The organism is Nocardioides lentus (genome assembly GCF_039529515.1).
Classification (GTDB): Bacteria; Actinomycetota; Actinomycetes; order Propionibacteriales; family Nocardioidaceae; genus Nocardioides; species Nocardioides lentus.
Genome location: NZ_BAAAMY010000014.1, coordinates 161,475 through 184,427, shown reverse-complemented (window position 1 = coordinate 184,427; position 22,953 = coordinate 161,475). Strand labels below are relative to the sequence as shown.

The 22,953-nt window shown below is 73.6% G+C and carries 23 protein-coding genes and 1 tRNA gene; 23 read left to right on the top strand and 1 reads right to left on the bottom strand.

Going from position 1 to position 22,953, the window contains the following annotated elements; translation table 11 throughout:
• Window positions 1-15 precede the first annotated feature (15 nt).
• Window positions 16-90: transfer RNA gene (locus tag ABD158_RS18225), tRNA-Arg, on the bottom strand.
• Window positions 91-220: 130 nt separating this feature from the next.
• Between ABD158_RS18225 and argS the strand changes: the two genes are divergently transcribed.
• From argS to ABD158_RS18110, 23 genes are all read left to right on the top strand, one after another.
• Window positions 221-1,885, top strand: a complete 1,665-nt coding sequence (gene argS / locus ABD158_RS18220; protein WP_344009239.1) for an arginine--tRNA ligase — start codon at window positions 221-223, stop codon at window positions 1,883-1,885.
• A 2-nt stretch (window positions 1,886-1,887) separates the two neighbouring features.
• Complete coding sequence (lysA, locus tag ABD158_RS18215) at window positions 1,888-3,348, top strand: diaminopimelate decarboxylase (RefSeq protein WP_344009237.1); 1,461 nt, start codon at window positions 1,888-1,890, stop codon at window positions 3,346-3,348.
• The gene (locus ABD158_RS18210) at window positions 3,345-4,658 is read left to right on the top strand and encodes a homoserine dehydrogenase (protein WP_344009235.1); all 1,314 of its coding nucleotides are present in this window, start codon (window positions 3,345-3,347) and stop codon (window positions 4,656-4,658) included. Before lysA ends, ABD158_RS18210 begins: the two co-directional genes overlap by 4 nt.
• Window positions 4,655-5,791 carry a threonine synthase gene (gene thrC / locus ABD158_RS18205; RefSeq protein ID WP_344009233.1) on the top strand — a complete coding sequence of 379 codons (1,137 nt, stop codon included), beginning with the start codon at window positions 4,655-4,657 and terminating at the stop codon, window positions 5,789-5,791. Before ABD158_RS18210 ends, thrC begins: the two co-directional genes overlap by 4 nt.
• 5 nt (window positions 5,792-5,796) lie before the next feature.
• Window positions 5,797-6,726: a homoserine kinase gene (gene thrB / locus ABD158_RS18200; RefSeq protein ID WP_344009232.1), complete on the top strand. Its 930-nt coding sequence runs from the start codon at window positions 5,797-5,799 to the stop codon at window positions 6,724-6,726.
• A 113-nt stretch (window positions 6,727-6,839) separates the two neighbouring features.
• On the top strand, window positions 6,840-8,945 hold the full coding sequence (rho, locus tag ABD158_RS18195; protein ID WP_344009230.1) for a transcription termination factor Rho: 2,106 nt from the start codon (window positions 6,840-6,842) through the stop codon (window positions 8,943-8,945).
• 76 nt (window positions 8,946-9,021) lie between these two features.
• Window positions 9,022-9,393, top strand: coding sequence for a response regulator transcription factor (locus tag ABD158_RS18190; RefSeq protein WP_344009229.1), 372 nt, complete (start codon window positions 9,022-9,024; stop codon window positions 9,391-9,393).
• A 130-nt stretch (window positions 9,394-9,523) separates the two neighbouring features.
• On the top strand, window positions 9,524-9,778 hold the full coding sequence (gene rpmE / locus ABD158_RS18185) for a 50S ribosomal protein L31 (RefSeq protein ID WP_344009227.1): 255 nt from the start codon (window positions 9,524-9,526) through the stop codon (window positions 9,776-9,778).
• Between the two features lie 81 nt (window positions 9,779-9,859).
• Window positions 9,860-10,933, top strand: coding sequence for a peptide chain release factor 1 (gene prfA / locus ABD158_RS18180; RefSeq protein WP_344009225.1), 1,074 nt, complete (start codon window positions 9,860-9,862; stop codon window positions 10,931-10,933).
• Window positions 10,930-11,814, top strand: a complete 885-nt coding sequence (gene prmC, locus ABD158_RS18175; protein ID WP_344009223.1) for a peptide chain release factor N(5)-glutamine methyltransferase — start codon at window positions 10,930-10,932, stop codon at window positions 11,812-11,814. Before prfA ends, prmC begins: the two co-directional genes overlap by 4 nt.
• The gene (locus ABD158_RS18170) at window positions 11,811-12,605 is read left to right on the top strand and encodes an L-threonylcarbamoyladenylate synthase (RefSeq protein ID WP_344009221.1); all 795 of its coding nucleotides are present in this window, start codon (window positions 11,811-11,813) and stop codon (window positions 12,603-12,605) included. Before prmC ends, ABD158_RS18170 begins: the two co-directional genes overlap by 4 nt.
• A gap of 5 nt (window positions 12,606-12,610) precedes the next feature.
• Entirely contained in the window at window positions 12,611-13,768 is a 1,158-nt protein-coding gene (locus ABD158_RS18165) for an MraY family glycosyltransferase (RefSeq protein WP_344009219.1), read from the top strand.
• Between the two features lie 103 nt (window positions 13,769-13,871).
• The gene (locus ABD158_RS18160) at window positions 13,872-14,294 is read left to right on the top strand and encodes a Cg1360 family ATP-synthase-associated protein (RefSeq protein WP_344009217.1); all 423 of its coding nucleotides are present in this window, start codon (window positions 13,872-13,874) and stop codon (window positions 14,292-14,294) included.
• Between the two features lie 169 nt (window positions 14,295-14,463).
• Complete coding sequence (gene atpB, locus ABD158_RS18155) at window positions 14,464-15,264, top strand: F0F1 ATP synthase subunit A (protein ID WP_344009215.1); 801 nt, start codon at window positions 14,464-14,466, stop codon at window positions 15,262-15,264.
• Window positions 15,265-15,358: 94 nt separating this feature from the next.
• Window positions 15,359-15,568 carry an ATP synthase F0 subunit C gene (gene atpE, locus ABD158_RS18150; protein WP_344009213.1) on the top strand — a complete coding sequence of 70 codons (210 nt, stop codon included), beginning with the start codon at window positions 15,359-15,361 and terminating at the stop codon, window positions 15,566-15,568.
• 29 nt (window positions 15,569-15,597) lie between these two features.
• Window positions 15,598-16,170 carry a F0F1 ATP synthase subunit B gene (locus ABD158_RS18145; RefSeq protein ID WP_425573232.1) on the top strand — a complete coding sequence of 191 codons (573 nt, stop codon included), beginning with the start codon at window positions 15,598-15,600 and terminating at the stop codon, window positions 16,168-16,170.
• Window positions 16,170-17,000 carry a F0F1 ATP synthase subunit delta gene (locus ABD158_RS18140; RefSeq protein ID WP_344009211.1) on the top strand — a complete coding sequence of 277 codons (831 nt, stop codon included), beginning with the start codon at window positions 16,170-16,172 and terminating at the stop codon, window positions 16,998-17,000. Before ABD158_RS18145 ends, ABD158_RS18140 begins: the two co-directional genes overlap by 1 nt.
• Before the next feature lie 79 nt (window positions 17,001-17,079).
• Window positions 17,080-18,720: a F0F1 ATP synthase subunit alpha gene (gene atpA / locus ABD158_RS18135; protein ID WP_344009209.1), complete on the top strand. Its 1,641-nt coding sequence runs from the start codon at window positions 17,080-17,082 to the stop codon at window positions 18,718-18,720.
• A gap of 8 nt (window positions 18,721-18,728) precedes the next feature.
• Window positions 18,729-19,688, top strand: a complete 960-nt coding sequence (locus tag ABD158_RS18130) for a F0F1 ATP synthase subunit gamma (RefSeq protein ID WP_344009207.1) — start codon at window positions 18,729-18,731, stop codon at window positions 19,686-19,688.
• 9 nt (window positions 19,689-19,697) lie between these two features.
• Window positions 19,698-21,158, top strand: coding sequence for a F0F1 ATP synthase subunit beta (gene atpD, locus ABD158_RS18125; protein ID WP_344009205.1), 1,461 nt, complete (start codon window positions 19,698-19,700; stop codon window positions 21,156-21,158).
• Between the two features lie 4 nt (window positions 21,159-21,162).
• Window positions 21,163-21,567: a F0F1 ATP synthase subunit epsilon gene (locus ABD158_RS18120; RefSeq protein WP_344009203.1), complete on the top strand. Its 405-nt coding sequence runs from the start codon at window positions 21,163-21,165 to the stop codon at window positions 21,565-21,567.
• Window positions 21,568-21,678: 111 nt separating this feature from the next.
• Window positions 21,679-22,119: a DUF2550 domain-containing protein gene (locus ABD158_RS18115; RefSeq protein ID WP_344009201.1), complete on the top strand. Its 441-nt coding sequence runs from the start codon at window positions 21,679-21,681 to the stop codon at window positions 22,117-22,119.
• The gene (locus ABD158_RS18110; RefSeq protein WP_344009200.1) at window positions 22,119-22,913 is read left to right on the top strand and encodes a hypothetical protein; all 795 of its coding nucleotides are present in this window, start codon (window positions 22,119-22,121) and stop codon (window positions 22,911-22,913) included. The genes ABD158_RS18115 and ABD158_RS18110 overlap by 1 nt, the downstream gene beginning before the upstream one ends.
• The last annotated feature ends 40 nt before the right edge of the window (window positions 22,914-22,953 follow it).

Below are 22,953 nucleotides of genomic sequence, written 5' to 3'. Positions count from 1 at the left end.
TTCGTCGTGGTGCGGTGGTACCCCCGGCAGGATTCGAACCTGCGCTTCCGCCTCCGGAGGGCGGCGCTCTATCCCCTGAGCTACGGGGGCTCGGACGTGCGGAGACCAACCTACCGTCCCCGGGCGCCGGGTCGAAACGCGACCTCGCCCGGACCCCGGTGCGTCGGAGGTCGTGAGACTCGCCGCCGGTGGGTCCGCGGGCCGTCGATACCCTTGACCGGTGACCCCCGAACAGCTGTCGACCGCCGTCCACGACGTCCTGGGCGGACTCGTGGAGCGACGCGTCCTGACGCTGCCCGACGGGCTGCCCGCGCGGGTCACGGTCGAGCGACCGCGTCAGGCGGGCCACGGCGACTGGGCGACGAACGTCGCGCTCCAGCTCGCCAAGAAGGCCGGCACCACACCACGCGAGCTCGCCGAGCTCGTGGCCGCCGACCTGCGGGAGGTGCCCGGTGTCGGCGCGGTCGAGATCGCGGGTCCCGGCTTCCTCAACATCACCGTCGACGCCGGCGCGCAGGCCGCGCTGGCGGCCGACATCGTCGCCGCGGGGGCGTCGTACGGGTCCTCGCGGACGCTGGCCGGCCAGCGGGTCAACGTCGAGTTCATCTCGGCCAACCCCACCGGCCCGCTGCACCTCGGCCACACCCGGTGGGCCGTCGTCGGCGACGCGATCGCGCGGGTGCTCGCCGCGGCGGGCGCCACCGTGGACCGCGAGTTCTACATCAACGACCGCGGCAACCAGATGAACCTGTTCGGTGCCTCCGTCGAGGCCCGCGCCCTGGGCGAGGACGTCCCGGAGAACGGCTACCACGGCGGGTACGTCGCCGACGTGGCCGCGCAGGTCGTCGCGGAGCACCCGGGGATCCTCGAGCTCGCGGGCGACGAGCGCACGACCGCCTTCCGCGAGGCCGGCTACGCCGTGCAGCTGCGCCAGCAGCGCGAGCAGCTGGAGCGCTTCGGCACGCACTTCGACGTGTGGTTCTCCGAGCGCTCCCTGCACGAGGGCCAGGACGTCGTGTCGAGCCTCGAGAAGCTGCGCGCGCAGGGCCACCTCTTCGACGCCGACGGCGCGCTGTGGATGCGCACCACCGACTTCGACGACGACAAGGACCGCGTCCTGGTCAAGTCCGACGGCGACCTCACCTACTTCGCCTCCGACACCGCCTACTACGTCGACAAGCGGCGTCGCGGTTTCGACGTGTGCATCTACCTGCTCGGGGCCGACCACCACGGCTACGTCAACCGGCTGCGGGCGATGGCGGCTTGCGCGGGCGACGACCCGGACCGCAACATCGAGGTCCTCATCGGCCAGCTGGTGAAGATCATGAAGGACGGCGAGGAGCTCAAGCTGTCCAAGCGCGCGGGCACGCTGGTCACCCTCGAGGAGCTCGTGGACCTCATCGGCACCGACGCGCTGCGCTACACGCTCTCGCGCTACCCGGCCGACTCCCCGCTGACGCTCGACGTCGCCGAGATGACGAAGCAGACCTCCGACAACCCGGTCTTCTACGTCCAGTACGCCCACGCCCGGGTCGCCTCGCTGCTGCGCAACGCCGCCGACCTCGGGCTGTCCGTGGACCCGGAGGGCTTCGACCCCTCGCTGCTGACCCACGAGAAGGAGGGGGCGCTGCTGCGCACGCTCGCCGAGCTGCCCCGCATCGTGGCGAGCGCCGCCGAGCTGCGCGAGCCGCACCGTGTCGCGCGCTACCTCGAGGAGCTGGCCGGCGACTACCACCGCTTCTACGACGCCTGCCGGGTGCTGCCCCAGGGGGACGAGGAGGCGGGCGACCTGCACCGCGCGCGCCTGGTCCTGGTCGGCGCGACCCGCACCGTGCTGGCCAACGGACTCGCGCTCCTGGGCGTCTCCGCGCCGGATCGGATGTAGTCGTGAGCACCACCCACGAGGCCGGCTGGGCCCACGCGACCGGCGCGCTGCGGGGGCCGTCGTGGCTGCGCGAGCCCGTCGACCCCAACGCCCTGGTGCCCCAGCTGTGGTCGGCGACGGCCCGTAAGGTCGACGGCGAGCTCGAGGTCGGCGGGGTCCGCCTGGCCGACCTGGCCGCCGAGCACATGACCCCGGCGTACGTGCTGGACGAGGCGGACCTGCGGGGCCGGGCGGTGGCCTTCCGCGACGCCTTCGCCGGCTGGGACGTCTACTACGCCGCCAAGGCGTTCTGGTGCACCGCGGTGGCGCGCTGGATGGCCGAGGACGGCCTCCACGTGGACTGCTGCTCGCCCGGCGAGCTCACGGTGGCCCTGCGCGGCGGCGTGGACCCCGCCCGCATCGAGTACCACGGCAACAACAAGACCGTCCCCGAGCTGCGCCGCGTCGTGGCCGCCGGGGTCGGCCGCGTGGTCGTCGACTCGCTCACCGAGGTCGGTCGGGTCGCCGCGGTCGCCCGGGACCTCGGGGTCGTCCAGGGGGTCATGGTGCGGGTCACCCCCGGCGTCGAGGCCCACACCCACGAGTACATCGCCACCGCCCACGAGGACCAGAAGTTCGGGCTCTCCATCACCACCGGCGCCGCCCTCGAGGCCGTACGACGGGTCCACGCCGAGGACTCGCTGGCGCTGCGGGGCCTGCACTCCCACATCGGCAGCCAGATCTTCGACGCCTCCGGCTTCGAGGTCGCCGCCCGCCGGGTGCTGGCGCTGCACGCACGGGTCCGCGACGAGCTGGGCGTCGAGATGCCCGAGCTCGACCTCGGAGGCGGGTTCGGCATCGCGTACACGACGCAGGACGACCCGGCCACGCCCGAGAGCCTGGCCGCGGACCTCGGCCGCATCGTCGACGCCGAGCTGCGCGCGCTGGGCCTCGCCCGGCCCCGGCTGTCCATCGAGCCGGGCCGGGCGATCGCCGGTCCGGCGACCTGCACGCTCTACACGGTCGGCACCGTCAAGCCGGTGACCCTCGACGCGGGCGCCGTGCGGACCTACGTCTCCGTCGACGGCGGCATGAGCGACAACGTCCGCACCGCCCTGTACGACGCCGACTACTCCTGCACCCTGGCCGCCCGCGCGAGCGACGCCCCGCCGGTGCTGGCGCGCGTGGTCGGCAAGCACTGCGAGGCCGGCGACGTGGTGGTCAAGGACGAGTTCCTTCCCGCCGACGTCGCGCCCGGCGACCTGCTGGCGGTCCCCGCGACGGGTGCCTACTGCCGCTCGATGGCGAGCAACTACAACCACTCGCTGCGCCCTCCGGTGGTCGCGGTGCGGGACGGGGTCGCGCGCGTCGTCGTCCGGCGGGAGACTGAGGACGACCTGCTGGCGACCGACGTCGGCAACCACGCGCCCGCCCCGACACCCGGGACGGCGCTCGGGACGGCGCACGACGGAGGAGACCAGTGAGCGTGCAGGCGGGGCGTCCGGTGCGGGTGGCCGTGCTGGGGTGCGGGTCCGTGGGCTCGCAGGTGGTGCGGCTGCTGCGCGACCAGGCCGACGACCTGGCGGCCCGGGTGGGCGCCCCGGTCGAGCTGGTCGGGGTCGCGGTGCGCCGCCTCGACGCGCCCCGCGAGGTCGAGGTGCCCGCCGGGCTGCTGACCACGGACGCCGAGTCGCTGGTGACGCGCGAGGACGTCGACGTCGTGGTCGAGGTGATCGGCGGCATCGAGCCCGCACGCAGCCTGATCCTGGCGGCCCTCGAGGGTGGCGCGAGCGTGGTCAGCGCCAACAAGGCGCTGCTCGCCGAGGACGGCCCCACCCTCTACGAGGCGGCCGCGAAGGCCGGCCGCGACCTCCACTACGAGGCCGCCGTGGCCGGGGCCATCCCGATCCTCCGCCCGCTGCGCGAGTCCCTCGCGGGCGACAACGTCACCCGCGTGCTCGGGATCGTCAACGGCACCACCAACTTCATCCTCGACAAGATGGACTCCTCCGGCGCGGGCTTCACCGAGGCGCTCGAGGAGGCCCAGGAGCTCGGGTACGCCGAGGCCGACCCCACCGCGGACGTCGAGGGGTTCGACGCCGCCTCGAAGGCGGCGATCCTCGCGTCGCTGGCGTTCCACACCCGGGTCACCGCCGCGGACGTGCACCGCGAGGGGATCTCCGAGGTCTCCGCCGCCGACGTCGCCTCGGCCCGCGACATGGGCGCGGTGGTCAAGCTGCTGGCGATCTGCGAGCTCATCGACACCCCGGACGGGCAGGCCGTCGCCGCCCGCGTGCACCCCGCCATGATCCCGCGCAGCCACCCGCTCGCCTCCGTGCGCGAGGCCTACAACGCCGTGTTCACCGAGTCCGAGGCCGCCGGACAGCTGATGTTCTACGGCCCCGGCGCGGGCGGTGCGCCCACCGCCTCCGCGGTGCTGGGAGACCTCGTCACGGTGGCCCGCAACCGCCTCGCCGGCATCCGCGGCGCGGGGGAGTCGGCGTACGCCGACCGCGAGGTGCTGCCGATGGGCCAGACCCGCACCCGCTACCACGTCGCGATCGACGTCGAGGACCGCGCGGGTGTGCTCGCCTCGGTGGCCCTCGCCTTCGCCGAGCACGACGTCTCGATCCAGACCGTCCGCCAGGAGGGTCGCGGCGACGAGGCCCAGCTCGTCGTCGTCAGCCACCGCGCGAGTGACGCCCAGCTGTCGGCGACCGTCGAGCACCTGCGCGGCATGGACATCGTCCGCGACGTCACCTCGGTGATGCGCGTGGAGGGAGAACCGGAATGACCGTCCTCGACACCGGCTCGGCGCCCCAGGGGCGCGGCCGCACCGGCGGCGTCGCCCGCACCCGGCAGTGGCGCGGGGTGATCGAGGAGTACCGCGACCTCCTCGACCTGCCCAGCGGGCTGGCGGCCGTGACCCTGCGCGAGGGCGGCACCCCCCTGGTCCGCTCCGACTGGCTCTCCGGGCTGTCGCACGCCGAGGTCTGGCTCAAGGTCGAGGGCGACAACCCGACGGGGTCCTTCAAGGACCGCGGCATGACCACCGCCATCTCGCTCGCCCGGCACGAGGGCGCCGAGGCCGTGGTCTGCGCCTCGACCGGCAACACCTCGGCCTCGATGGCGGCCTACGCCGCGCGAGCCGGCCTCAAGCCGCTGGTCCTGGCCCCCGAGGGCAAGATCTCGGCGGCGAAGATGGCGCAGGCCGTCGTCCACGGCGCGCAGGTGATCAGCGTCCGCGGCTACTTCGACGACTGCCTGATGCTGGCCCGCGACCTCGCGGACCGCTACCCGGTCGCGCTGGTCAACTCGGTCAACCCGGTGCGCCTGGAGGGTCAGAAGACGGGCGCCTTCGAGATCGTCGACTTCCTCGGTGACGCCCCGGACGTGCACGTCCTGCCCGTCGGGAACGCCGGCAACATCTCGGCGTACTGGCTCGGCTACACGCAGTACGCCGAGTGGGGTGCCTCGACCCGCCGGCCCGAGATGCGCGGCTTCCAGGCCGCGGGCGCGGCGCCGCTGGTCTCGGGCGAGCCGGTGCGGGACCCGGACACCCGGGCCACCGCGATCCGCATCGGCAACCCCGCCTCCTGGCACCTCGCCGTCGCCGCGGCGGAGCAGTCCGGCGGCGGTTTCGCCGCGGTCACGGACGAGCAGATCCTCTCCGCCCAGCACCAGCTGGCCCGCCACGACGGCGTCTTCGTCGAGCCCGCCTCGGCGGCCGGTGTCGCCGGCATGCTCGCGGACCTGGCCTCGGGCCCCGAGGCCCTGGGTCGCTGGGAGGCGCGGACCGTGGTGGTCACCGTGACCGGCCACGGCCTGAAGGACACCGCGACCGCGCTCGAGCCGGTCGGCGACATCGTCGACGTGGTCGTCGACCCCGACGCCGACGAGGCCGCGGCCGCTGCCGGGCTCGCCTGAGCCCGGTGTCCGCGCCCTTCCGCTCCGGCCCGGTCACCGTCCGGGTCCCGGCCACCTCCGCCAACCTCGGGCCGGGCTTCGACAGCCTCGGCCTCGCGCTGGCGCTGCACGACGAGCTCACGGCCGAGGTCGCGCCCCGGCTGACGGTGGAGGTCGAGGGGGAGGGGGCCGAGGACGTGCCGCGCGACGAGCGGCACCTCGTGGTCCGGGCGCTGCACGCGGGGCTCCGCGCGGCCGGGGTCGAGGTGCCCGGGGTCGCGCTGCGCACCCGCAACGTCCTCCCGCACGGGCGCGGCCTCGGGTCCTCGTCGGCGGCCATCGTGGGCGGCCTGGTCCTGGCCCGCGGGCTGCTCGAGGACGGCTCCGCCCTCGACGACGACCTGCTGCTCGACCTCGCCACCGAGCTCGAGGGACACCCCGACAACGTCGCGCCCGCCCTGCTCGGCGGCTTCGTCGTCTCCGGGACCGGCACGGGTGCGGACGCCCGCGCCTTCGCGGTGCCGTCGCCGGTGGCCCCCGGGGTGTCGGCCGTCGTCCTGGTGCCGCCGGGCGCGGTCGCCACGACCGCCGCCCGCGGCCTGCTCCCAGCCACCGTGCCCCACGCCGACGCCGCGACCAACGCGGGTCGCGCGGCCCTGCTCGTGGTGGCCCTGGGCCACCGCCCGGACCTGCTGCTGCGCGCCACCGAGGACCGGCTGCACCAGGAGCAGCGCGAGCCGGCCATGCCCGAGACCCTCCGGCTGGTCCACGCGCTGCGGGCCGACGGCGTGCCGGCGGTGGTCTCCGGCGCCGGGCCCACCGTCCTGGCCTTCGTCGGCGCTGGGGTGGGAGCCGCGGGCATCGACCCGCAGGACGTGATGGACCGCGGTCCGCGCGGGTGGGACGTCCACCACGTCGACGTGGGCGGGTCCGGCGCCGCCGTCCTCGCCGGGTGAGCGGCTGGTAGCGTCCGGGCCGTGGCGCCGGATCCCGGCGCCCACCGCCGGCCTCCAGCGCCGGCCCCGGACCCCGGCGCGCGGGCGCGCCGCACGCGATCACAGGAGCACCGGTGACCGAGTCAGGTGACACCGCCCCCGAGCCGAAGAAGCGCGGCGGGCTCAACGCGATGCGCATCGCGGACCTCAAGTCGATGGCTGCGGGCCTCGGCATCGCGGGGGCCGACGGCATGCGCAAGCCCCAGCTCGTCGAGGCGGTCCGCACCGCCCAGGGCGGCGGCCCGCGCCCGGCCCGCGGCGCCGACGCCGGGTCCTCGGCGGCCCCGACGGCGTCCGCGCCCGATCGCGCGTCCGAGCCCGCCTCCGCCTCCGCCCCCGAGCGCTCCTCCCGGGCGGAGCCGGAGCCGGTGGGGGAGTCGGAGCCGGAGGCCCCGCAGGAGCGGCGCCGGGCCCGCCAGCGCGAGTCCGTCGTGACCGACGCCTCCCGTCAGGACGCCTCCCGTCAGGACGCCGCGCGCCAGGAGCCGCCGAAGCGCGACGGCAAGGGCCAGGACGCCGGCAAGGGCCAGGACGGCGGCAAGGGCCAGGACGGCGGCAAGGGCCAGGACGGCGGCAAGGGCCAGGACGGCGGCAAGGGCCAGGACGGCGGCAAGGGCCAGCAGTCCGGGAAGCAGGGCAAGAACCAGCAGGGCAAGCAGAACCAGGCCCAGCAGGGCAAGAGCCAGCAGGGCCAGCAGAACCAGGCCCAGCAGGGCAAGAACCAGCAGGGCCAGGGCCAGCAGAACCAGGGCCAGCAGAACCAGGGCCAGCAGAACCAGGGCCAGCAGAACCAGGGCCAGCAGAACCAGGGCCAGCAGAACCAGGGCCAGCAGGGACCGTCGCAGGACCAGCAGCAGAAGCGTCAGCAGCAGGCCGACCGCGACGCGCAGGACGCCGAGGACGCCGCGGACCGCCGCGACGCCCAGGACGGCGACGACGGCGACGAGGCCGGCGGCTCGCGCCGCAGCCGTCGCCGTCGGGGCCGCGACAGCCGCGAGCCCGGACCGCGTCCGGGTCGTCGCAGCGAGCCCGACACCCAGGTCCTCGAGGACGACGTGCTCGTGCCGGCCGCGGGCATCCTCGACGTGCTCGAGAACTACGCCTTCGTGCGGACCAGCGGCTACCTGCCCGGCGTCGAGGACGTCTACCTGTCGCTGTCGCTGGTGCGGAAGTTCGGCCTGCGGCGGGGCGACGCGGTGCAGGGCCAGGTCCGCCAGCCCCGCGAGGGCGAGCGCCGCGAGAAGTTCAACCCGATGGTGCGCATCGACTCGGTCAACTCCCAGGACCCGGAGACCGCGCGGAGCCGGCCGGAGTTCGACGAGCTGACGGCCGTCCACCCGACCGAGCGGATCCGCCTCGAGACCGGCCCGGAGGACCTCACCGGCCGGGTGCTCGACCTGGTCGCGCCGATCGGCAAGGGCCAGCGCTGCCTCGTGCGGGCCTCGCCGCGCTCCGGCCGCACCGCGCTGCTGCAGTCGCTGTCGGGCTCGATCACCTCCAACTGCCCCGAGGCCCACCTGATGGTGGTGCTGCTCCACGAGCGTCCCGAGGAGATCACCGACTTCCGCCGCGCGGTGGCCGGGGAGGTCATCGCCTCCGGCTTCGACCGCCAGCCCGCCGACCACGTCGGCGTGGCCGAGCTCGCGGTCGAGCGGGCCAAGCGCCTGGTGGAGCTGGGCCACGACGTCGTCGTCCTGCTCGACGGGCTGACCCGCCTGGCGCGGGCGCACCACCAGGCGGGCACCGGCTCCGCGGGTCGCACCCTGCCCGGCGGGGTGGACGTGTCCGCCCTGCTGCCGCCCAAGCAGTTCTTCGGTGCCGCCCGGGCGCTCGAGCAGGGCGGGTCGCTGACCGTCATCGCGACCGCGTCGGTGGACCGCCACTCCGTCACCGACGCCGAGGTGGTCGACGAGCTCGAGGGCACCGCCAACGCGGAGGTCCACCTGTCCCGGACGCTCGCCGACGCGGGGCTGCACCCCGCCGTCGACGTCGCCGGCAGCGGCACCCGCCACGACGACCTGCTGCTCGGTGCCGAGGAGCGCGACGCCGTCACCCGGTTGCGCGCCCAGCTGGCGGCCCAGCCGGACGCGGCCGGTGCGCTCGGACTCCTGCTCGACCGGCTCCGCAGCACCCGGACCAACATCGAGCTGCTGACGCGGGCGACGAAGAACGGGCGCTGAATCGGCAAACACCTGACCCCCGGCCGTCCGGCCCGTACGATGGTCTGGACCGGTGAGGTGAGAGGACGGTGGGGTAGTGGCGCACATCGTGGTCGCGGACGACGACGCGGACATCCGTGAGCTCGTCGAGTTCAAGCTCACGACCATGGGGCACCGCGTCGTGGCGACCAGCGACGGCGCCGCGGCCCTGGACGCCATCCGCGCCGAGCGGCCCGACCTCGTGGTGCTCGACGTGATGATGCCGGGCATGTCCGGCCTGGAGGCCGTCGCCGAGATCCGTCGCGACCCGACCCTGGCCAACCTGCCCGTCATCCTGCTGACGGCCCGCGCCCAGGACAGCGACGTCGAGACCGGCCTGCACAGCGGCGCCGACCAGTACGTCACCAAGCCGTTCAGCCCCCGCGACCTGGCCGCCCGGGTCGAGGCCCTGCTCGGCGCTCCCGCCTGACGGGTCCGCCCGACGGCTCGGGAACAGGCGGGTTGGTGCCGCTGTTCGGTCAGGTGGCACAATCGTGCGCTGGTTCCGGTTCACGCCCCTGCACCCCGCAGCGGCGACCCGGGCCGAGAGAGAGGACCCCGTGAAGAGCGACATCCACCCCGAGTACGTCGAGACCCAGGTGGTCTGCACCTGCGGCACGACGTTCACCACCCGCAGCACCGCGAGCTCCGGCACGATCCGCGCCGACGTCTGCTCGCAGTGCCACCCCTTCTACACCGGCAAGCAGAAGATCCTGGACACCGGCGGTCGCGTGGCCCGCTTCGAGGCCCGGTACGCCAAGACGCAGGCGGCGCAGAAGGCCAAGAAGGACGCCGCTGCCGGCCAGGACGCCTAGCAGCCGAACGAGCGCCGGTCCCCGTCCGCGGGGGCCGGCGCTCGTGCTGTCCGAGGAGTCCGGTCGACGAGGGGAGGGGTGATGTTCGAGGCTGTCGAGCCGCTGCTCGCCGAGCACGCCGACCTCGAGCGACGGCTCGCGGAGCCCGCGACCCACGGCGACCCCGCGCTGGCCCGTCGCCTGGGCCGGCGCTACGCCGAGCTGGGCGCGGTCGTCGGGGCGTGGGACCAGCTGCGCCGGCTCACCGAGGACCTCGAGGCCGCGACGGAGCTGGCCGACGAGGACGCCGGCTTTGCCGAGGAGGCCGCCGCGACCGCCGTACGGCGCGACGAGGCCGCCGCGCGGCTGCGTCGCCTGCTGCTGCCCCGCGACCCCGCCGACGCCAAGGACGTGATCCTCGAGATCAAGTCCGGCGAGGGCGGCGAGGAGTCCGCGCTGTTCGCGGGCGACCTGCTGCGCATGTACACCCGCTACGCCGAGCAGCGCGGCTGGCGCACCGAGGTGCTGGAGGCGGCCGACTCCGACCTCGGGGGCTTCAAGTCCGTGACGCTCGGCGTCACCGGCGGCAGCGGCACCGAGGAGGACCCCGCCCCCTACGCCGTGCTCAAGTTCGAGGGCGGTGTCCACCGCGTCCAGCGGGTGCCCGTGACCGAGTCCCAGGGGCGGGTCCACACGAGCGCCGCCGGCGTCCTCGTGCTGCCCGAGGCCGAGCCGGTCGACGTCGAGGTCGACCCGGGAGACCTGCGCATCGACGTGTTCCGGTCCTCGGGCCCCGGGGGACAGAGCGTCAACACCACCGACTCCGCGGTCCGCATCACCCACCTGCCGACCGGGATCACGGTGTCGTGCCAGAACGAGAAGTCCCAGCTGCAGAACCGGGAGCAGGCCCTGCGGATCCTCCGGTCCCGACTGCTCGCGGAGGCCCGTGACCGCGCCGACGCGGAGGCGGGCGAGGCCCGCCGGAGCCAGGTGCGGACCGTCGACCGCTCCGAGCGGATCCGGACCTACAACTACCCGGAGAACCGCATCTCGGACCACCGCACCGGCTACAAGGCCCACAACCTCGACCGCGTCCTCGACGGCGACCTCGCCCCGGTGCTCGACTCCTGCCGCGAGGCGGACGTCGCCGCGCGGCTCGAGGCGCTGGCCGAGTGAGCGGGGGCACCGGGCCGGCCTGGCGGCGCGCGGCCGTCGTGCTGCGCGACGCCGGCCTCACGTCGCCGGACGCCGAGGCCCGCGAGCTGCTCGCGCACGTCCTCGGCGTCGACGTCGCGCGCCTGGCGCTGGTCGACGGGCCCGACGACCAGCAGACCGCCGCCCTCGACGCCCTCGTCGTCCGCCGCGCGTCCCGCGAGCCGCTGCAGCACCTCACCGGCCGTGCGGCGTTCCGCCACGTCGAGCTCGCCGTGGGGCCCGGGGTGTTCGTGCCCCGCCCGGAGACCGAGCTGCTGGCCGGCTGGGCCGTGGCGGCCGCCCGCGCGGTGGAGGGCACCCCGGTCGTCGTCGACCTCGGGACCGGCTCGGGTGCGATCGCACGGGCGGTCGCCGAGGAGGTGCCGCACGCCGAGGTCCACGCCGTCGAGCTGGACGAGGGGGCCCACGCCTGGGCCGCGCGCAACCTGGCCGGCACGGGGGTCGACCTGCGCCTGGGCGACCTCGCGGACGCCTTCGTCGACCTCGACGACACGGTGGACGTCGTCGTGTCGAACCCGCCGTACATCCCGCTCACGGCCTGGGAGTCGGTCACGCCCGAGGCGCGCGACCACGACCCGGCGGCCGCCCTGTGGTCGGGCGACGACGGCCTGGACGCGATCCGGGCGGTCGAGGTGAGCGCCGCCCGGCTGCTGCGGGACGGCGGGGTCGTGGGCGTCGAGCACGCGGAGGTGCAGGCCGAGGCCGCACCGGCGGTGTTCGCCGCGACCGGGCGGTGGCGGGAGGTCCGCGACCACGCGGACCTCACGGACCGGCCCCGCTGGACCACCGCGCGCCTGGCCCGCTGGGCGCGGCCCGGCGGGCCTGGCACCATGGCCCGGTGACGACCCGGCTCTCCACGACAGGCGACGACCCCGAGGAGCGCGAGGCCGCGATCGAGGCCGCGACCTCCGCCGTCCGACGCGGCGAGCTCGTCGTGCTGCCCACCGACACCGTCTACGGGATCGGCGCGGACGCCTTCGACGCCGACGCCGTCCAGGCGCTGCTCGACGCGAAGGGCCGCGGGCGCGACATGCCGCCGCCCGTCCTGGTCAGCGCCGCCGGCACCGTCGACGCGCTCGCCGTCGACGTCCCCGCCTGGGCCCGCGCGCTGCTCGACGCGTTCTGGCCCGGCGGGCTCACCCTTGTGTGCCACCAGCAGGCCTCCCTGCAGTGGGACCTGGGGGAGACCCGCGGCACGGTGGCCATCCGCATGCCCGACCACCCGCTGGTCCTCGAGGTCCTCGAGCGGACCGGGCCGCTGGCCGTGAGCTCGGCCAACACCACCGGTCTGCCGGCCGCCACCACCGCCGACGAGGCCGCGGGGATGCTGGGTGACCAGGTCGCGGTGGTCCTCGACGACGGGCCCTCGCCGGGTGGCGTCGCCTCGACGATCGTCGACGCCACCTCCGAGACGGGCCGCGTGCTGCGCGAGGGCGCGATCAGCCTGGTCGAGCTCAACTCCGTGCTCGAGCCGCTCGGCGCCGTGATCACCGGCGACGAGCCCGAGGACGACCCCGAGGACGACCCCGAGGACGAGTCGGACGTCGAGCCGGACGCCGAGCCGGACGCCGACCGCGCAGCCGACCGCGCCGCCGACCCCGAGCCCGACGAGTCGGGTCCCGGGAAGGGCTGAGGGGCGTGCGCGAGTACCTCGTGCTGTTCCTGGTCGCCGGGGCGGTGACCTACCTGCTCACGGTCGTCGCCCGCGAGATCGCCCTGCGCACCCACGCGGTGGCCGCGGTCCGCGACCGGGACGTGCACGCGGAGCCGATCCCCTACCTCGGCGGGCTCGCGATGCTCGGCGGGCTGCTCGCCGCCTACGTGGTCGCGCGCGAGCTGCCGTTCCTGTCCATCGCCAACGACTTCGTGCTCCGCGACGCCGGCGTGGTGCTCATGGCGGGTGCGCTGATCTGCGCCGTCGGGGTGCTCGACGACCTCTACGAGCTCGACGCCCTCACCAAGCTGGGCGGGCAGATCCTGGCCTGCGGGCTGCTCATCCTCTTCGGGGTCCGCTTCTACTTCTTCCCCCAGCCCGACGGGGGGCAGTTCGTCATCGACCCCTCCCAGGGCGCGCTGCTGACCGTCTTCGTCGTCGTGGCCACCGTCAACGCCGTGAACTTCGTCGACGGTCTGGACGGCCTGGCCGCCGGCGTGGTCGGCATCGGCGCGGCGTCCTTCTTCCTCTTCTGCTACCAGCTCACCGTGCTCAGCGACGCCACCCGGGCCACCACGGCCGCGCTGCTGAGCGCCGCCCTCGCCGGCGCCTGCGCCGGCTTCCTCGCCCACAACTTCCACCCCGCGCGGATCTTTATGGGCGACAGCGGCTCCATGCTGATCGGCCTCGTGCTGTCCGCGAGCACCCTCACGCTGACGGGCCAGTTCGAGGCGTCCGACCTGGCGACGGGCTCCGCGACCGGCCGCAGCTTCCTGCCGGTCGTGCTGCCGGTCCTGCTGCCCGTCGCGATCCTGGTGGTGCCGCTCGTCGACATGCTGCTGGCGGTGGTGCGGCGCACCCGCGCCGGCCGCTCGCCGTTCGCGCCGGACAAGCAGCACCTGCACCACCGGCTGCTGGAGATCGGCCACTCCCACCGCCGCGCGGTCGTCATGATGTGGCTGTGGGCGGGCCTGGTCGGCTTCGGCACCGTCCTCGCGAGCCTCTACCGCGGACCGCTGATGTGGACGACGCTCGCGGCCATGGTGGTCCTCACGCTCGTGCTGACCCTGATCGTGCCCCGCGCCCCGGCCCCCGCCTTCCTCGGCGAGCTCGAGGGGGAGGAGCAGGACAGCCCGGGCTAGGGACCTGTGACGACCTTGTGATAACTTTCACGAGCGGTTCCAGGCCGGTGCGAGAACGCCCGGCAGGACCGCCGCACCGCCCCCGAGACGAACGGCCGCCACCATGACGACCGCCCGCACCCCGACCCAGCAGATGCTGGTCCTGGGCTCGCTCGGCACCCTCCTGCTCGGAGGGGCCTGCGTGCTCGTGGCCTGGCTCGTGCAGGGCACCCCGGGCCTGTGGGGAGCCCTCGTCGGCATCGCGATCGTCTGGGCGTCCTCGGCGATCAGCCTGCTGGCGCTCGGCGCCACCCGCCGGCTCGACCCGAGCACCACGATGCTGGTCGCGCTGGTGGTCCACACCGGCAAGGTCGCGGTCATCCTCGTGGGCCTCGTCGTGGTGGCCAGCATCGGCCTGCTCGACGAGCGGATCGACCGCTGGAGCCTCGCCGCGACCATCGTCCTGCTGTCCCTGACCTGGACCACCGCGGAGCTCGCGGCCTACCTGCGGACCCGCCAGCCGACCTACGACCTGGATGCCGCATGAGGCCCCGCGACTGCTACGGTCTGGACCGTCGCCGGCGCTCGGCGCGGCACTCGCGTGCCCTCGGCGCGCGGACGTCCCGGGCGCACGGCGTGACGGGTCCCTCGTCGGTCCCGTGCGGCCCGGCCGGTGCGCTCGCGCGCAGCAACACGAGTCATCTGGAGGAGAGACTGTGACCCTCGCCGGTGCCACGATCCGAGCGGCGGAGTCCCCGCCGCAGCCGGGTCCCGCCGACTTCAACCTCCCGCCGATCTTCGAGGTCGCGGGCTTCGGGGTCACCAAGCCGATGGTGCTGGTGGTCGTCTCCGCGCTGATCGTCTTCGGCGTCACCTACGCGATGTCGCGCAAGGCCGCCGTGGTCCCCGGTCGGCTGCAGTTCGCCGGCGAGGCCGTCTACGGCTTCGTGCGCAACGGCGTCGCCCGCGACAACATCGGCGCGCCGGACTACCACCGCTTCGTGCCGTACCTGTTCACGATCTTCTGCTTCGTGCTCGTGAACAACTACTACGGCCTGATCCCGTTCTTCCAGTTCCCCACGATGTCGCGCATCGGCTACGTGGTGGCGATCGCCCTGATCGCCTGGGTCGTCTACAACGGCGTGGGCATCGCCCGCCACGGCGTCGTCGGCTACCTGCGCAACCAGACCCTGCCGCCGGGCCTGCCCTGGTGGATCGTCCCGATCATCGTGCCGCTGGAGTTCCTCTCGAACATCCTGCTGCGGCCGCTGACGCTGACGCTGCGTCTGTTCGCGACGATGTTCGCCGGTCACCTCCTGCTGATCCTGTTCGCCCTCGGTGCGGAGTACCTCCTCCTGCACTCGGACAACCCGCTGGCCATCCCCGGCGGCATCCTGTCCGCCCTGATGGGCATCGCGATCAGCTTCCTCGAGGTCCTCATCATGTTCCTGCAGGCCTACGTCTTCACGCTGCTGACCGCGATGTACATCGGTCTGGCGCTGGCGGACGAGCACTGAGGCAGGTCCCCCGGGCGGTGCCCGCACCGCCCACCCCGAATCGCTCAACCCCCGCGACGCCGTACGGAGCGGCGTCACAACGAAAGGAACTGCCGTGGGTGGCACCTTGAACATGGTTGGTCTCGGCCTCGCCGCGATCGGCCCCGGTATCGGTATCGGCCTCATCTTCGCCGCGTTCGTCAGCGGCGTCGCCCGTCAGCCCGAGGCCGAGGGCAAGCTCCGCACGAACGCGATCCTCGGCTTCGTGCTCTGTGAGCAGCTGTTCGTCATCGGGGTCGCGCTGGCGTTCGTCCTCGCGCCGTAGTCTCCCGACACCGCACCGGAAGGACGACCATGACCACTGACGTGGTGAGGGCAGCGGAGGATCTGAACCCGCTGATCCCGCACGTGTCCGAGATCATCATCGGGCTGATCGTCTTCGCGCTGCTCTTCTTCCTCGTCGCCAAGTTCGTGGCGCCGAACTTCGAGAAGGCCTACGCGGACCGCACGAAGGCGATCGAGGGTGGCATCAGCGCGGCCGAGACCAAGCAGGCCGAGGCCGACGCCAGGCTCGCCGAGCTCGAGAAGCAGCTCGCGGACGCCCGCCACGAGGCGGCGCGGATCCGCGAGGAGGCCCGAGAGCAGGGCGCGCAGATCGTCGCCGAGATGCGCGAGCAGGCCCAGCGCGAGTCGGACCGCATCAAGGAGAACGGCAAGGCCACCATCGAGGCCGAGCGCCAGCAGGCGGTCACCTCGCTGCGGGCCGAGGTCGGCGCCCTCGCGACGTCCCTCGCGGGACGCATCGTGGGCGAGTCCCTCGAGGACGACGCCCGCGCGAACCGCGTGGTCGAGCGCTTCCTCGAGGACCTCGAGGACCTGGAGTCCTCGCAGGGTGCAGCGGGCCGCGGGAACAGCGGAGCCGTCTGATGGCGGGTTCCACCTTCCTGCGCGGGGCGTCCGCGGACGCCCTCGCGACGACCGCCGAGCGGCTCGACGAGCGGCTGTCGGCCGACTCGGGCGACGCGGCCGCGAGCGTCGGCGAGGACCTCTTCGCCGTCGCGATGCTGCTGCACCGCGAGGCCGGCCTGCGTCGGACGGCGACCGACGTGTCGCTCGACCCGGGCTCGCGCTCCGAGCTGCTGCGTCGTCTCCTCGACGGCAAGGTCGGGGCCACGAGCCTCGACGTCGCCGCCGGGGCGGCCGGCCAGCGCTGGACCGCGCCGCGTGACCTCGCGGACGCGCTCGAGCACCTCTCGGTGGTCGCCACCGTCCGCTCGGCACCCGACGCGGACGCCGGTCGGCTGTCCGACGAGCTGTTCACCGCCGCGGCGATCGTGCGCGACGAGTCGGGGCTGCGCGACGCGCTGGCCGACCCGGCGCGCAGCACCGAGGACAAGTCCGCGCTCGTGGACGCCGTCTTCGGGGCCCAGGCGCTCCCGGCGACGACCACCCTGCTCAAGCGGGCCCTCGCGGGGACCCACCGCACGGTGGGCGTGGCGCTCGAGGACTACCAGCGCGTCGCCGCCGACGTGCACTCCGAGCGGGTCGCCACCGTGCGGGTCGCCCAGGAGCTCGGCCAGGCCGAGCTCGACCGGCTCCAGCGGGCGCTCACCCGGCAGTACGGGCGCGAGGTGCACCTCAACGTGCAGGTCGACCCGGCCGTGATCGGCGGCATGCGCGTGGAGATCGGGGACGACGTCATCGACGGCACCGTCTCCTCCCGCCTCGACGAGGCCCGGCGCCGCCTCGCCGGCTGACCGGCCGGCACCGTCGCGGGACACCGCGACGTACTTTCGACACCAGTACGACCGACCCACCGAGAGTAGGGACCCAGACATGACGGAGCTTTCGATCCGTCCGGACGACATCCGGGACGCGCTGCAGCGGTTCGTCTCCGACTACAACCCGGACACCGCCAGCAAGGAGGAGGTCGGCACGGTCGCCGAGGCCGGCGACGGCATCGCCCGCGTCAGCGGCCTCCCCTCGGCGATGGCCAACGAGCTCCTCGAGTTCGAGGACGGCACGCTCGGCCTGGCCCTGAACCTCGACACCCGCATCATTGGTGTCGTCGTGCTCGGTGAGTTCGCCGGCATCGAGGAGGGCCAGACGGTCCGCCGCACCGGCCAGATCCTCTCGGTGCCGGTCGGGGACAACTTCCTCGGCCGCGTCGTCGACCCGCTGGGCACGCCGATCGACGGCCTCGGCGAGATCGAGACCAGCGAGCGCCGCGCCCTCGAGCTGCAGGCGCCCACGGTGATGCAGCGCAAGTCGGTGCACGAGCCCCTGTCCACCGGCATCAAGGCGATCGACGCCATGACGCCGATCGGCCGTGGCCAGCGCCAGCTGATCATCGGTGACCGGGCGACGGGCAAGACCACCATCGCGATGGACACGATCATCAACCAGCGGCAGAACTGGGAGTCCGGCGACCCGGACAAGCAGGTCCGCTGCATCTACGTCGCGATCGGCCAGAAGGGCTCGACCATCGCCTCCGTGCGTGGTGCCCTCGAGGAGGCCGGCGCGCTGGAGTACACGACCATCGTCGCGGCGCCCGCGTCGGACTCGGCCGGCTTCAAGTACCTCGCGCCGTACACCGGCTCGGCCATCGGCCAGCACTGGATGTACGACGGCAAGCACGTCCTCATCGTGTTCGACGACCTCACCAAGCAGGCCGAGGCCTACCGCGCCGTGTCGCTGCTGCTGCGTCGCCCGCCGGGCCGCGAGGCGTTCCCGGGTGACGTGTTCTACGTGCACTCGCGGCTCCTCGAGCGCTGCGCCAAGCTCTCCGACGACATGGGCGCGGGCTCGATGACCGGACTGCCGATCATCGAGACCAAGGCCAACGACGTCTCGGCCTTCATCCCGACCAACGTCATCTCGATCACCGACGGCCAGATCTTCCTGCAGTCGGACCTGTTCGCGGCCAACCAGCGCCCGGCGATCGACGTCGGCGTCTCGGTGTCGCGCGTCGGCGGTGCGGCCATGACCAAGGCGCTCAAGGGCGTGACCGGCTCGCTGAAGGTCGACCTCGCGCAGTTCCGCGCGATGGAGGCGTTCGCCATGTTCGCCTCCGACCTGGACGCCGCGTCGCGCCAGCAGCTCGCCCGGGGCCAGCGCCTGATGGCGCTGCTCAAGCAGCCGCAGTACTCGCCGTACCCGATCGACGAGATGACGGTCTCGCTGTGGCTCGGCACGACCGGGCGCCTGGACAAGGTGCCGACGGACGACGTGCTGCGCTTCGAGCAGGAGTTCATCGACTACCTCAAGCGCAGCCACGACGGCATCCTGTCGGCCATCCGCGAGTCGCTGAAGTTCGACGACGACACGGCCAGCTCGCTCAGCGACGCCTACGACTCCTTCCTGGACCAGTTCGAGACCTCCGACGGGTCCTCGCTGAAGCCGGGCAAGGAGCAGCACGAGGCGCTCGAGGACGAGGACATCGAGCAGGAGCAGATCGTCAAGCAGAAGCGGGGCTGAGGTAACCCATGGCTGTATCGCTGCGTGAGTACCGCGCGCGGATCAAGTCGACGGAGTCGATGAAGAAGATCACGCGCGCCATGGAGCTCATCGCTGCGTCCCGCATCATCAAGGCGCAGCAGCGGGCGCAGGCGGCCGCGCCGTACGCGCGGGAGCTGACCCGTGCGGTGTCGGCGGTGGCGACGTTCTCCAACGTCGAGCACCCGCTGACCACCGAGCCGGAGGACCCGAAGCGGGCCGCGGTGCTGGTCGTGACCAGCGACCGCGGCCTGGCCGGGGCCTACTCCTCGTCGGTGCTGCGCGAGGCGGAGCGCCTCGCGGAGCGCCTGCGGGGCGAGGGCAAGGAGGTCGACACCTACATCTCCGGACGCAAGGGGCAGGCCTACTTCGGCTTCCGCCAGCGTCCCGTGGTGCGGGCGTGGACGGGCTTCTCCGACCAGCCGACCTACGAGAAGGCCGCCGAGATCGGCCAGGCGCTGATCGCGGCGTTCCTCGCCCACGAGGGCGAGCAGGGCCAGGTCTCCTCGCGCGGCGCGGAGGGCGAGGAGTACGAGGTGCCCGCCGTGGACGAGGTCCACGTCGTGTTCACCCGCTTCCGCTCGATGCTCTCGCAGGAGCCGAGCACGATCCGGCTGCTGCCGCTCGAGGTCGTCGAGGGGGCCGAGCGCCCGGAGTCCTCCGAGCTGCTCCCGCTCTACGAGTTCGAGCCCAGCGCGGAGGAGGTGCTCGACACGCTGCTGCCGCAGTACGTGCAGAGCCGCATCTACTTCGCGCACCTGCAGGCGGCGGCCTCCGAGCTCGCGGCCCGGCAGCAGGCCATGAAGTCGGCCACCGACAACGCCGACGAGCTCATCAAGAAGTACAAGCGGATCGCCAACCAGGCCCGCCAGGCCGGCATCACCCAGGAAATCAGCGAGATCGTCGGTGGCGTCAACGCGCTGGCCGACGCCAACGCCGGGAGTGAGTGAGAGACAGACATGACTGCCACCATCGACGAGACCACCACCTCCGGCGACGCCCAGGGCGCCACCGGGCGGATCGCCCGGGTCATCGGCCCGGTCGTGGACATCGAGTTCCCCACGGACGCGATGCCCGACATCTACAACGCCCTCAAGGTCGACCTGGAGCTCGGCGGCGAGACCCAGACGCTGACCCTCGAGGTCGCCCAGCACATCGGTGAGGGCATGGTCCGCGCGATCTCCATGCGCCCCACCGACGGCATGGTGCGCGGCTCGACCGTGCGCGACACCGGCGGCCCGATCTCGGTGCCCGTCGGCGACGTCACGCTCGGCAAGGTGTTCAACACCACCGGCGAGTGCCTGAACCTCGCCGAGGGCGAGACCCTCGGCGAGGTCGAGCGGTGGGGCATCCACCGCAAGGCGCCGGCGTTCGACCAGCTCGAGTCGAAGACCACGATGTTCGAGACCGGCATCAAGGTCATCGACCTGCTCACGCCGTACGTGCAGGGCGGCAAGATCGGCCTGTTCGGCGGCGCCGGGGTCGGCAAGACCGTGCTGATCCAGGAGATGATCGCCCGCGTCGCCAAGGACCACGGCGGCGTGTCGGTGTTCGCAGGCGTCGGCGAGCGCACCCGTGAGGGCAACGACCTCATCGAGGAGATGACCGAGGCCGGCGTCATCGGGCAGACCGCCCTGGTGTTCGGCCAGATGGACGAGCCGCCGGGCACCCGGCTGCGCGTCGCGCTCTCGGCGCTGACGATGGCGGAGTACTTCCGCGACGTGCAGAACCAGGACGTGCTGCTCTTCATCGACAACATCTTCCGGTTCACCCAGGCCGGCTCCGAGGTCTCGACGCTGCTCGGTCGCATGCCCTCCGCCGTGGGCTACCAGCCCAACCTGGCCGACGAGATGGGCCAGCTGCAGGAGCGGATCACCTCGACGCGCGGTCACTCGATCACCTCGCTGCAGGCGATCTACGTGCCCGCCGACGACTACACCGACCCGGCGCCGGCGACGACGTTCGCGCACCTCGACGCCACCACGGAGCTGTCCCGCGAGATCGCCTCGCAGGGCATCTACCCGGCCGTCGACCCGCTGACCTCGACGTCGCGGATCCTCGACCCGCAGTACATCGGTCGGGAGCACTACGACTGCGCGATCCGCGTCAAGCAGATCCTGCAGCGCAACAAGGAGCTCCAGGACATCATCGCGATCCTCGGCGTCGACGAGCTCAGCGAGGAGGACAAGGTGATCGTGCAGCGGGCGCGCCGCATCCAGCGCTTCCTGTCGCAGAACACCTACGTCGCCAAGCAGTTCACCGGCATCGAGGGCTCGACAGTCCCCGTGGCCGACACGATCGAGGCCTTCAACAAGATCGCCGACGGCGAGTACGACCACGTCGCCGAGCAGGCCTTCTTCATGTGCGGTGGCCTCGAGGACGTCGAGGCCAAGTGGGCCGAGCTGCAGAAGAACGGTTGATCTGATGGCTGACTCGACACGCTCCGGCCTCCAGGTCGAGCTGGTCGCCGCCGACCGCCTGGTGTGGTCGGGGGAGGCGTCCCGCGTGGTCGCGCGCACGGTCGAGGGCGACCTCGGCGTGCTGCCCGGCCACGCGCCCCTGCTCTCGGTGCTCGTGCCGGGGGTGGTGGACGTGCAGACCACCGACGGCGAGACCTGGTCGGCCGCGGTCGACACCGGCTTCCTGTCGGTGGCCGACGACCGGGTGTCCATCCTCTCCGAGTACGCGCAGCTGTCGCACGAGATCGACCTCGAGAAGGCCCGCGCCGACCTCGAGCGGGCCCACGAGGCCGGCGAGGACGACGACGAGGCCGTGGCGGCCGTCCGGAGCGCCGAGGCGCGCATCCGGGCCGCCGAGCGCAGCTCCTGAGGTGACGCACGCCGTGACGCCCGGTGCCCCGTCAGGGGTGCCGGGCGTCACCGCTACCCTGACTGACGTCGGGGCGGCCGGCGGACGGGCTCACGACGCAGGAGGGTGCGGATGGCGTGGTGGCAGGTCGCACTGGAGGCCCTCGGGGCCGTGCTGCTGCTCGTCCTCCTCTACGGCGTGGCCCTCGTCGTCCGTCGCCGCTGGATCGCCCGCGACGGCGGCACCTTCGAGCTCAGCCACCGGGTCCGCTCGGACCGTGAGGGTCGTGGCTGGGTCCTCGGTCTCGGCCGGTACTCGGGGGAGACCCTCGAGTGGTTCCGGATCTTCTCGCTCTCGCCGCGCCCCCGCCGCACCTTCGCGCGCGAGACGCTCTCGCTCGGCGCCCGTCGCGACCCCCGCGCCGCCGAGCTCGCCGCGCTGTACGCCGACCACGTCGTCGTGTGCTGCCGCACGCCCCAGGGCGAGGTCGAGCTCGCGATGAACCCGTCCTCGGTGACGGGGTTCCAGGCGTGGCTCGAGGCCGGCCCGCCCGGCGTCCGGGGTGGCGTCTGATGCGCGCCGCGATCTGTGTGGTCCTCTCGCTGCTGGCGGCGGTCGCCGCGGCCACCGCCGCCGTCCTGGCGCTGACCGGTGTCGTGGTGGCCGACCCGGAGCGCCCCGGGCGGCTCGGCGCGCTCGCCCTCGCCTCGCCCGGGCTCCGGGAGGACGCCACCGCCTACCTCGTCGACGGCCTGCGTGAGCAGGGCCTCGCCGCCGGCGCCGACGACGCCCAGGTGGCGGCCGCGACCGAGCAGGCCGTCCGCGACCCGCGAGTGCGCGAGGCGCTGGCGGCCGCGGAGATCACCGACGACGGCGACCTGCGGCTGGGTGGGGTCTACGACGCCGTGGCGGAGCGCCTCGAGGAGCGGGGCCGCACCGCCGAGGCCCGCCGGCTGCGTCAGCTCCCGGACACCCCGCCGGGCTCCGAGGAGCTCGCCGGGTCCCTCTCCGACCTGGCCGGCACGGCCCGGGCGGCGCTGCTGACGGCGGCGGTGGTCGTCGGCGTCGGCGCCGCGGTGCTGCTCGGCCTCGCGCTCCTGGCCGCCCGCCGCCGACTGCTGTGCCTCGGGGGCACGCTGGTGGTCACCGGCGTGATCCTGGCCGTCGGCCTCGAGGTGCTGCCGGTCCTCGCCGGTCCCGAGGGCGTCGACGGCTCGGAGTGGCTCTCCGCCGCCCGGGGGCTCGACGAGGCCCTCGGTCGCCCGGGGACGGTGACCGCGGTCGCCGTGACCGTCGTCGGCGCCGTGCTCGCGCTGCTCGGCCTGCGCTCCCGTCGTACGGCCGGGTCGGCGGCAGCTCCCGCCTGAGGCGGCTCGACCCGGCGACAGCTCCCGCCCGGGACGGCTC